5 protein-coding genes are annotated in these 11,558 nt (G+C 52.6%); 4 read left to right on the forward strand and 1 reads right to left on the reverse strand.

Features of this window, described 5'->3' with window-relative positions; translation table 11 throughout:
- Positions 1-70 precede the first annotated feature (70 nt).
- A complete protein-coding gene (locus PAT3040_RS00705; RefSeq protein ID WP_108991119.1) occupies positions 71-607 on the forward strand; it encodes a pyridoxamine 5'-phosphate oxidase family protein in 537 nt (178 codons plus the stop codon).
- Positions 608-740: 133 nt separating this feature from the next.
- On the opposite strand, the gene PAT3040_RS00710 is transcribed toward PAT3040_RS00705, so the two are convergent.
- Positions 741-2,489, reverse strand: a complete 1,749-nt coding sequence (locus tag PAT3040_RS00710; RefSeq protein ID WP_108991120.1) for a DUF8769 domain-containing protein — start codon at positions 2,487-2,489, stop codon at positions 741-743.
- Between the two features lie 322 nt (positions 2,490-2,811).
- Between PAT3040_RS00710 and PAT3040_RS00715 the strand changes: the two genes are divergently transcribed.
- The 3 genes from PAT3040_RS00715 to PAT3040_RS00725 form a co-directional block, all read left to right on the forward strand.
- On the forward strand, positions 2,812-4,407 hold the full coding sequence (locus PAT3040_RS00715) for an extracellular solute-binding protein (RefSeq protein ID WP_108991121.1): 1,596 nt from the start codon (positions 2,812-2,814) through the stop codon (positions 4,405-4,407).
- An 18-nt stretch (positions 4,408-4,425) separates the two neighbouring features.
- Positions 4,426-6,795, forward strand: a complete 2,370-nt coding sequence (locus PAT3040_RS00720; protein ID WP_108991122.1) for a helix-turn-helix domain-containing protein — start codon at positions 4,426-4,428, stop codon at positions 6,793-6,795.
- Positions 6,796-6,809: 14 nt separating this feature from the next.
- On the forward strand, positions 6,810-11,558 hold a 4,749-nt coding region (locus PAT3040_RS00725), incomplete at its 3' end, for a sugar-binding protein (protein ID WP_181376366.1).

Raw genomic sequence — 11,558 nt, forward strand, 5'->3', positions numbered from 1 at the left:
GTTATGGATATTTCTATTCACTCCAATAACTGATAAGCTTACTCCATACTTCAATTCGAGGAGTGAACAAATGGACGGGGTACGTTACAAAATAAGAGAAGTGTTGGACAAGGATAAAATCGAGGCATTTCTTCGACAAGTCCGAATTGGACACTTAGGCATGGCCGACGGTCATTTGCCGTATGTTGTTCCGCTTAACTTTGTTTGGACAAACGGGAAGCTATATTTTCATGGAGCCGCAGGCGGGCGACGAAATCAGGTTATGGAAGCAAATCCGGAGGTTTGTTTTACGGTTAGTGAAGAATACGGGACAATTACAGATCCCGTACCAGCCAAGACGGACACCGCATATATGAGCGTGATGATTTTTGGCAAGGCACATCCCGTCGTCGATCTGGATGAAGCAACACTTATGCTGCAAGCAATGATTGATAAGTATGTTCCCGGGTACTACAATCGACCGCTTCCCCAGCAGCATGTGGACAAATATCGATCCACAGTATTTGGGGGTCCGGTTCGGGTATACCGAATTGATCCTCATCAAATCACGGCGAAAGAAAATCAACTTGAAGAGGGAAAAATGTTCAAGCCAGGAAAAACGGTATAGGCGGTTTTTTTATCAAGGACAACGTGAGTTGCCGTTGTCCTTGTGGTCCATAATATCCCATTAGTTGAAATGGCGGTTACAGAGTGAACAACCCTGTCACCGCCATTTCGATTTTTCCCAAGGGGGAATGCATTTATTGTTGCCCGCGAAGCGTCTCTACACGATCGGGTTTGAGTGGCAGCATCAGCGACAGCCTGCGACCGGCAGGCGACCAGTCGGCCCTTAGGTCTGTTTCATCAGCGGAGGCTTCCATCCCGGCCAAGTCATGCGCGGTTGCCGCTTCCGCAGCCTCGGCGGACACGGCAAAGCAGATGCCCGCGCGCCGCATGCCCGTGAAGTCGATGAGCCGTCTGGAGCCGCTGTACAACAACAGATCCAGAGCAAGCTTGTCTTCCTCACGCGTCACCGTCCACTTGGGCTCCACCTCGGGAACATCGCCGTCAAACACCAACGAGAGCAAAGACAGAGATACGCGAGTGCCGCCGATCGTCAATACGACGTGTTCCTGCGCGGCATTAAGCTCCATGCCTTCCAGGGCGCCGCCGAATTCCAGGCGTAGTCGCAAATCTTCGGCTTGAATCGAGCCATTGATCCGGTCCAGCCCGATATGCGTATCGCCTCCGTTAACCGAGAATTGCATGCCGCATAACACATGGCCTTTGTCCTGAACCGCCGTCAGCACCGGCGCGGAGAAGTCGTATCCATCGTGCAGCATGCGCAGCGACGCATATGCGGGCTTGCCGCCGTTGTCCATGTAGATCAGCAGGTTCCGGCGCTGATTCCACATGACTTCCTTGCTGGCGGAGCCGACCGAATAGGAGGGCGTCATCCAGGTCGTGCCGGTCTTTTCGTATCCATCTTCTCCGCGATAATAGATTTCCCGCAGCTCCCTGTCGGCAGGTTCTTGGAACAGGCTGCGCAGGTCGTCGGGACAGCTGGCGCCGGAGCGATGCCATTCCAACAAATGAACCGGATAGTCTGCGGCTAGTTCCGTCCATTCCTTGCCAAGACAACGCCGGAGGAAGGCGTGAGTTGCATCGGTGAGCAGCGTGTGGTAACAACGGCTGTGCGGGCCCGACCACTGCCCTGTAGCCGGGTGATAATGCTCTCCCGCCATCGTCCATGCCAGTCGGAGCATTTCGTCGGCGATAGCAATAGCGCGCGGGGATCGGCAATAGGATCGAATTTTGGACAGCTCGATAATGGCGACTACGGTATAAGTCGGACTATTGTACTCCTGGAACGTGTTTAATCTTCTCGTATAGGCATGGAAAGCTTCGAATTTCCCCAAACCATATTCCAGATAGCCTCTATGCCCGAATTGCTCTCCGGCGGCAATCGCGACGAAGGAGCCCATAATGGCAATATTCGTATAATGCGGCCCCATATTACGGCGAATAATGGATTCGCAGGCGTGAAAGACAGCCTCCTGCAGCCGCCCCGCCAACATCTCCGGCAGCCGCTCGCCATGACGAATCGCGATCATCACCAGCACCTTGCCGATAAAGTCGGCCCAGTTCCAATCCGGCGGTGCCATCTTGTCCAGCGGTTCTTCATAATAGTACGACCAGATGCCGTACGTATCGCGCGACGGGTCGCAGTCCTGCAGGGAGATGATTTGTTCAATAATCTTGAAGGCCTTCGCCTCATATTCCGGCAGCCCGGTATCGAGCAGGGCTAGCGCGTATTCCACGGAAGCACGTGTTGAATGGACGTATTCCACGCCGGTCAGCATGGTGTGATACCCGTTGGTGTGATATTTGACGCGTAACAGATTTAGCTCCGGATTAAACTCGCTCTCCAGCATGGAGACGCTTCTCTTTAACAGCTCCAATTCCTCTTTGGCCGATGGGTAACCCTCTGTTGTTTCGCTTAAGCTCATTGGCGTTTCGCATCCCTTCTGCATGATAAACGTTTCCTCATCAAAGTAACACGGATGTTTCCGGCCCGATAGTTTCACTTTTTGCCGGGTACGCCTTTCTAGTTCGCGCGTCGATGCAAGTCCTTCATCGAAAAAAAGGAATATCATCTCAAAAAAAGAATGTCCGCATAGGTGACGCATGGAGTAGCAAGGTAAAAAGTGGAGGTTTCAGGCAGCTCAAGCGGCGTGCTACATTCGTGGTACAAGAGCCGCTGCAGCAGTTCGACATGTCAAACAGGAAAAGGGGAGCAGTCTTGACGCCATACATTCAGGAGGTCAAAGCATGAGAAACGCAATGAAAGGTCTGTTGCTTGCGTTTGCGGTTGTTGTTTTGCTCGCGGCATGCTCGAACGGAGGCAAAGCCACGTCCGGCACACCAATAGGAGGAACGAGTCCGACGGCAAGTTCCGGCGAGTCAACCGCGCCGGAAGTCGATCCGTTCGATGCTATTCCGCGCAAGGTGAGTATTTCCGCCTTCGACAGGGGGGCGGTATCGAGCGACGAAGGCACGTACGAGAAAAACCGTTGGGTGGATTGGATTCGCGAGCAGTCGGGCATCGATGTAACGATGGTTCCGGTTCCGCGCGGCCAGGCACAGGATTCGCTTAACGTGCTGATTGCATCCAAACAGGCGCCGGATCTGATCTGGGAATATGATCACACCTATATCGGCAAGCTGGTGACCCAAGGGGTTTTGCAGCCAATCGGAGAGTATATCGAGAAATACAGCACAAGCTACAAACAATATTTGGAGGAAAACCAGGATTTGCTGCCGTATCTGACGTTCGAGGAAGAAATGTATGCGGTTGCAACGAAACGCCCGGTTACGTCCATCGCCAACCATGGGATGTGGATCCGCCAGGACTGGCTGGATGAGGTTGGCATGCAGAGCCCAACGACAATTGAGGAATTGATTGCGGTGGCGAGGGCGTTTAAGGATCGTTATCCCGACATCGCGCCGATTGTTGGACAGAATTCCTTTGACATCTATTCCGCAAGTTATGGCGCTTTCAACAATATGTGGTATGTCGAGGACAACAAGATGCAATACGGCGCTACGCTGGATCGTTTTGGCGATGTGGTGCAGCTTGAGAAGCAGCTGTTCGAGGAAGGGCTGGTCGATCGCGAATATTTGACCGACAGCAACAATCAGCGCGCGGCACAGCTATGGTCGACCGGACGGGCAGGTATTCTGATGGGACAGTGGGGGCTCGGCAACATTGATAACTTGAATCGCGACCTGTTGACCAACGTACCTACCGCTGAGCCGGTACCGCTGGAGATGGTATCTAGTCCGTACGGACATTATGGCTCGTATCAGGAATCGGCTCCGTTTATGTTCGTTGCCATGAGCAAGGATGCCGCCAATCCGAAAGCGGCGATCGAATACCTGGACTGGGTGTTCGAAAACTGGAGAACGTTAGTATCCGGCGAGGAAGGCGTGCATTATGAAATGGTGGACGGCGTAGCTAAAAAATTGGATGCGGACATTTTTTCCAAGGAAGTCGGCTACGCAGGGGAATACGCCGTGTTGCGCCAGGAAGTTGTCAAGCCGGAGTATTTGTCCATTATGGCGGCGGATGATGAGTTGTCGCAGCGCATCGCGAAGCTGAACTCGGAGTCGCTGACTACTGCGCTGAAGCATCCATTCCGCAGAGATATCCCCTATCAGCCAAACTTCGACGAAATCAATGATATCCGTTCGTCGCTTGACCAATTTATTAGGGAAACCCGTGCGGAGGCGGTTACGCAGCAAGGGGATAAATATAGCGGCAAATGGGCGCTAGAGGAAATTCGCAAGGAATGGGAGCGTCTTGGCGGCCCGGAAGCGGAGCAAATCGCGCAGCGGTGGTATGAGGAGAATAAAGCAAGCTTCTGAGGAAAGGGGAACAAGAAGATGAATATACGGCAAAACCGACGGTTATGGATTGCTTGGGGCGCGGTGTCCATCATCTTGTTCCTGCTTGTTTTTGCCGCGATGGCGATTTCCTATCAATTGTTTACGAAGCAGCTCAAGGAGCAGCTGATATCGACCAACATGGAGCTGCTCGGACAACAGAATCATAAGCTGGAGCTGACGCTTCAGCATATCGACAAAACCGCGATTCAATTTATGAAAAATGATGCCGTTGTCCGTTTTTTCAGTGAAAGACGAAACGCCGATGTGAATATCAACAACGAATTTCATGTGGTCAATACAATCAACCGCACGTCCAGCAGCATGGAATACATCTTCTCTATGGATTTGTACTCGTATACGAAACAGCGCCTGCTGACCGGAAGCGTGTCTTCCGACCTCAACAATAATGTTCAGGATTTTGGCTGGATTCCGGAGTTCGAAGAGGAGGCCGGCTTGTTCAAATGGTTGACCACCCGCAAAATTGCGCTTAACGCGCGCCAGTCGGTATACCGCAATGTAGTCACTCTGGTACGCGCTTATCCGTTGGTGCATCAACCGGGCGGGCGCAAAGGCGCGGTGGCTGTCAATGTCAAGGAGGATTTGCTCTACAGTTTGATTCGGAATACCGAGTCGGATGACCGCGGAGAAACCTTCGTGTTGGACGGCGAAGGCGTTATGGCGCTGCATGACGATAAAACCCGTCTGGGCAAGGATATCAGCGAATTACCGTTTGTGAGGGGGATATTCGGCAGCGATGCCGCAAGTGGTTATTTTGCGGCGCAGATTGACGGGCAGCCGTCCTGGGTGTTCTATATGGAATCGGATTATACCGGCTGGCGGATCGTGCGCGTCATTCCGGCGTCGCAGATGTCGCAACAAATGACCGTTATCCGCAATACGCTGATCGGCTTGTCGCTCCTGCTGTTTGTCATCGCAGCCGCCTCGACGGCCTTCGCCGGAAGATGGACCTATCTGCCGATCAACCGCTTCGTGCGGGGCGTACGCACCAAACTGACGGGGCAGCAGAAGTCGGCGGAAGCGGGGATGGCGGGACGGCGCTATACGGACGACTTTCATTATTTGGAGCATACAGTACAAGGGATACTTACCGATCGCGAGGAACTGTCGCGGCAGGTGTCGGAGGGCAAACCGTTTATCAAATTGCAACTTGTTGCCGAGCTGCTGTCGGGCCGCCGCAAAAGTACGGAAATGCTGCAAACGTACGAGGATATGTTCAATATCCGTTTATACGGAAGCCGCTTCGTCGTGATGAGTATCGAGCTGGACAACAAGGGTGCAATCCCCTCGCAACGCGATGTACGTCTGTATACGTACGCTCTTTGCAATGCGGCGGAGGAGTTGGTTAATGCGGAGAGCAAAGGAATTGCCGCCGAGCTGGAGCACGGCAAAGCAGCGGTTATTATGAGCTTCGACGAAGGCGATGACGATCAGCGCTATATTATGCGCGCTGTTACGGTAGCCGATTTGCTCAAGCAATTCGTGCAGGAATATTTCCGGCGGACGATTACGATCGGCATCGGCAATGTAGCGCATTCGCCGGGCGATATTGCCGCTAAGTACCGGGAATCCTGCGAAGCGCTGCGATACAAGCTGGTGTTGGGCGGCAACGCCATTATCACAATGGACGATATTGTAAATGAACAAAGTCCGCGCTACTACAAGCTGTTCGCATCGATCGACACGATCGTTGCTTCCGTAAAAGCTGCCGACGGGGAGATGCTGAAAACGCAGCTTGCCCGCTGGTTCGTATCCTTTGCAGAGCAGCAGGTTCCGCCCGAGGTGATCGCCCAACTGATCGTCCAATGTTTGATGCGCGCCGCTACGGATGCGGTCGATATCGGCGTAGACGCCGGCAGCTTGTTCCCTGAGCAGGATATGTACGATCATTTGAACCAATATGAGATGTTGAACCGCTACGAGCAGTTGGACGAGTTGGAGCGTTTCGCACTGAATCGGCTGACGGGATTGATCGGGCTGATCCGGGACAAGCGGAGCCAGCGCGAGCGGAACGATCTGATCGATCAGTCGCTGGTGTTTATCCAGACGAATTATATGCGCAGCGATCTGTCGCTGAACTTGCTGGCGAGCGAATTCGGACTTAGCGTGCCCTATCTGAGCAAGCTGTTCAAAGAGAAGGCGGAGATCAACTTTATCGATTACGTGATGGAGATTCGTTTGTCCAAAGCAAAGGAGCTGCTGTCCGCGACAGACGGCAAGGTGCGCTATATCGCCGAGCAAGTCGGCTATACGAACGTTAACAGCTTTGTACGCATTTTCAAAAAATTGACCGGGCTGACGCCTTCGGAATATCGCGAGCGTAATCAGGACTCAAGAGAAGGAACATAAAGGAGGCATTTATTGTGAAAGCAAAATCATCGTTCGGCAAAATTTCTATTATTATGCTGGCGTTGTCTGTATGGTTGGGGAGCCTTGGCGTTCTCCCGCAGGCATCGGCCGCTTCTGAGCCTATAACCGATATCCCGAAGTGGTCTGCCAGCTACAACAATAACAATGCAGTCGGGGAAGCTTATATCGACCAGGAAGAAACCTTTGCGGGAACAGGCTCATTAAAGATCGTAAACCGGACTCCAAAAACGAACAACGTCTTCCTGGCTATCCGCCAGCAGGTGGCGGTCAAGCCCAACACCGCCTACGAGGTGGCCTTGCAGGTAAAGGCGCAGGAGGCGTCCCGGATGAGTGTCATTCTGAATCCTGCCTGGACAGCGCGAAAGGATCTTCCTGGAGGAACGTACAAATGGCAACAGGTGAATTTTACGATTACAACAGATTCCTCCACGACCTCATTTCCGTTTGTCATTTTGTCCGATGGATTGACCGAGGCGGTATGGATAGACGACATTGTGATGAGAGAAAGCGGCACTTCTGAAAATTTGATCAAAAACGGCGATTTTGAAACGTTTGTACCGGTCGCAAACGTGGTGGCGAATGTCCCGTCGGGAGCAGTGGAGCAAGGGACGTTGGTGTCCTTGTCGACTCCCACTTCAGCGGCGTCCGTGTATTATACATTGGATAAGAGCGATCCGGTTACATCGCCAACCAGGCAATTGTATGAATGGCCGATTTCCATTGAACGTCCTTTGGTGATCAAGGCTTACGCGACCAAAAATGGGCTGGCTGCCAGCCCGGTTTCCGCCTTCCATTACAGCTTGGCTTTGGAGGAAGGGGCTTCCTATATCGATCAAGAGGATTTTTTCTCCAGGTTGTCGGCAGGGAAATCCATTCCGGTTTACTATAAAGACGACTTTGCAATCGATGGCAGTTTGGCGGATTGGGACGGCCAAAGCTATGTGGAGCTTCCTCTTATAAACGGCGCTTTGCCGTCCAATCTGGCCAGTTGGGAGGGGGCACAGGACCTCTCGGCCCGGATGATGTTCGCTTACGATGCCAACAACTTGTATATGGGAGCGCAAATCAAAGATAATGTTCATCATGCATCGGCGGGCGCTTCCATGTGGTCCGCGGACAGCATTCAGTTCGCTACGGGAAGCGACGCCTTGTTCGGCCCCGAATTTGGATTCGCTCATGCGGACAATCAGCCCGAGGTATGGTCCTGGAGTTCGGGGACGGCTGTTCTTGGCAAAGATGCCATTCAATTACGCACCAATCGTCTTGCCGATGCGACCATCTATGAAGCGGCCATTCCTTGGAAAGCATTGCAAAAGGAAAAGCCGGAAAAAATGTTTCCTTTCAATCTATTAATTAATGACAATGACGGGGCGGGCCGTAAAAGTTGGGTCGAGTGGACGCCAGGGGTAGGAAAATACAAGGATCAGAATGCCTTTGGCAATCTGTTTCTGGCGCCGCAGCATTCCGAGTGGTTTGCTTGGCTGGACCGGGATTACGAATCGGCAGAGGAAAATCGTTATATAAGCGAGAATGGCCAGATGTTGGACTTTTCGCTTTATGTAACCAACCCGTTCCCGGAGGACAAAGAATTTCAAGTGTCGATTCCCGGCTTGAATGAGAGCGCCAATTCGGTCATCGTTCCCGCGCATACGGTATGGAGGAAGCAGTTCCAGACCTCCTTCGCGGAGACGGGTGCGCAGAAGCTGGTTGTCGACGTAACGGAGTTATCCGAAGATGCCAGCCAGTCTCCCGAATGGAGCGTTCAGGTGCTGGCCAATCGGGAAGAGCTTGTAGCGGAGCTGGATCAACTGGCATTGGCTTTGCCGCCGCTGAAAGCGCTGCGGGATGCGGCATTGGCACAAGGTTTGCCCATGGATTACGATGATGTGGATATTGCCGTTATTGAGAGGTTTATTCCGTATGGCAAAGAAGATGTGCTGAAAGGGCGCCTTGATCAAGCCCAATACGTGTTGGAGCAGCTGGATCGACTCTACTTGGAAACCAAGAGCCGGCTGGAGGCCTATCTAGCGGGCGATGCCGCTCCGCTGGCTGTTCCCCGTTATGTGACAGGGCCGATTGAATTGGACGGATATTCTTTTATTGGCCAAACGGTCGATGCTGCGGGAGAGCAGCAAACACGCCCGGTATTTTTTACGGGATACGGTCATTTCCAGCAGGTTCGCAAGGATATTGCCCATATGTCTTCCTTCGGAGCCAATATGATTCAGATCGAAACAGGTCCAAGCCGCGTGCTGTTGGCGCCGGATTCTCTTGCAGGGTGGAACAAGGGAATATGGGGGAACGCCGATGTAACGTTCGGCTATGATATCGACTTTTTTCAAGAGGGCACCCGTTCCCTTAAACTGACTAACCATACGACTAAAAGTCCCAATGTGTACGGCACGGTATGGCAGCGTGTAGAGGTAAAACCCGATACGGATTATACGATTCGTCTTTGGGTGAAGGGGGCAAACGTAAACAACGCCTGGATCGGCACCTTCGCAAGCAGGAACAATCTGCCGACCGGGACGTATGACTGGCAGCAGGTTACCTATTCGTACAGAAGCGGAGAGACGGAAACCGCGATCGATTTTCGTGTTTTGACGGAAAATGTAACGGACGCATTATATATAGACAATATCAGCATGGAGGAGCAAGGAACTTCGCTGAACCTGATCGCTTATCCGGATTTCGAGGATGAGAACACCACGATTAAAGAAGATTATACGATTTCCGAAGCGGCCATCCGCAACGATATACAGAAAGTGCTGCAGGATGCCGCAGATCATAATCAGGCGGTTAGCTTGTTGTTGTCTCCTCACTATTTCCCGGCCTTTTTGCTGGAGAAATATCCGGACATGAAGTCGAATAATAACGGATTTATTAAATATAACTTTAATCACCCCAAAGCCAGGGAGGCTGTCGAGGATTTTCTGAGAACGGTTATTCCTCTGGTAAAGGACTATCCGTCATTGAACAATTTGGTGCTGTCCAATGAACCTGTTTTTATGTCGTATAAAGATCCGGTGTTTACGGTTGAGTGGCGACAGTATCTGGAAGAGGCGCATGGAGATATTGCCGCGTTAAATGCCGCGTACGGCACAAGCTACGCCGCTTTTGACCAGATCGCGCTTCCGACGGCGGAAGAACGTTCCCCGCTTTATTATGACTGGATCAACTTCAATGATCAGTTGTTTGGCGAATGGCATCAATGGATGGCCGATCTTATTCATGAGATGGCGCCGGATATTCCGGTCAATGTGAAAATAATGGCGGGGGCGTTGTCCCGAGAGCAATTGGCCAAGTCGCCGTTATCCTGGGGCGTCGATCCCGAGCAGATTTCCGGCTTAAGCCAGTTGAACGGGCTGGATGCCTGGAACTTCCTGCATAGCGAAGGCGCAACCATTATGGAAAAACTGAAATTTTACGATCTGTTGGCATCGTTCAAGGAAGCGCCGGTCATCAATTCGGAGGATCATATTATTCCCGACAAGGATACCCGGTTTGTGCCGGAGCAGGTCTCGCATGTCAGCAACGATATATGGCAAGGAGCCGTTCACGGGCGCAGCGCTTCGGTAATATGGGTTTGGGAAAGGACGGACGATACCGCAAGCGATCTGGCGGGCAGCGTGCTAAATCGGCCGGATGTCGTTTCGGCCATCGGCAAAACCAATTTGGATTTAAATCGTCTGGCGGATGAGGTGACCGCTTTCCAGCATGCTCCGTATGAAACGGCGATTCTATATGCCAAAGCCTCGAACTTGTATCGCCCCGCCTATCTGGATGCGGTGGACCGGGCTTACAAAGCGCTTAGTTTTTCCGGCCAGAAGGCGGGTTTTATTAGCGAGAAACAGATTCGGGAGGGCGGGTTATCCGGCTTGAAGCTGCTGGTCGTTCCGGACAGCCGGTATGTGGACGCGGAAACGCTGAATCATATTCAAGCGTATCTGAATCAAGGCGGAGCAGTGTTTGTGATAGGCGAGCAGGCGCTCCAGTTCGATGTCTATCAGCGCAATCTGGACGCGCAGATTCGTAACGATGTGATGGCGCGTTCCACGGTTATTCCCGTCACGGCAACGGCAAGCGCCATGCAATCGCCTTCTGCGGGCGAGGTAAGGATGCAGTTGCTTCCCGTTCTGGCAGGGCTTGATCTTTTGCAGACGGAAATCGTCGATGGCGCGACGGGAGAGCCTGTTATGGATGTAGAATGGCGGGTGGTCGAGCATGAAGGAAGACTGCTGTTGAATGTATCCAATTATAGCTGGAATACAAAGACGGTTCAGGTTCGCTTGCATGGCCAGCAGGTACAAACCGCTTATGACTTGATCGGCGCGAAGGCAATGGCGATATCCAGCCTCGAGTTGGCTCCGTATTCTCCAATGCTGCTCGATCTTGGCGAAGCCGGCGGAAACGGAAATGGTAATGGAAACGGAAATGGTAATGGAAGCGGAAATGGCAACGGAAACGGAAACGGAAACGGCAGCGGTGAGCAGGGGAATCAAGGCAATGGGAATGATGATGACGATGCATCCGAGGAAGCCGAAGCAACCGGACAATCCGGCAATGGTGCAGAGGGAGCGGAGGAGCTTCCAGAGTGGCATGACATCGCGGGGCACTGGGCAGCCGGCGCCATCAGGCTGGCGGCCAATCGCAACATTGTAAACGGATACGAAGACGGAACTTTCCGTCCAGAGCATCAGGTGACGCGCCAGCAATTTGCCGTGATGCTGGCTCGCGCGCCC

It is taken from the genome of Paenibacillus agaridevorans, assembly GCF_003112455.1.
Lineage (GTDB): Bacteria > Bacillota > Bacilli > Paenibacillales > Paenibacillaceae > Pristimantibacillus > Pristimantibacillus agaridevorans.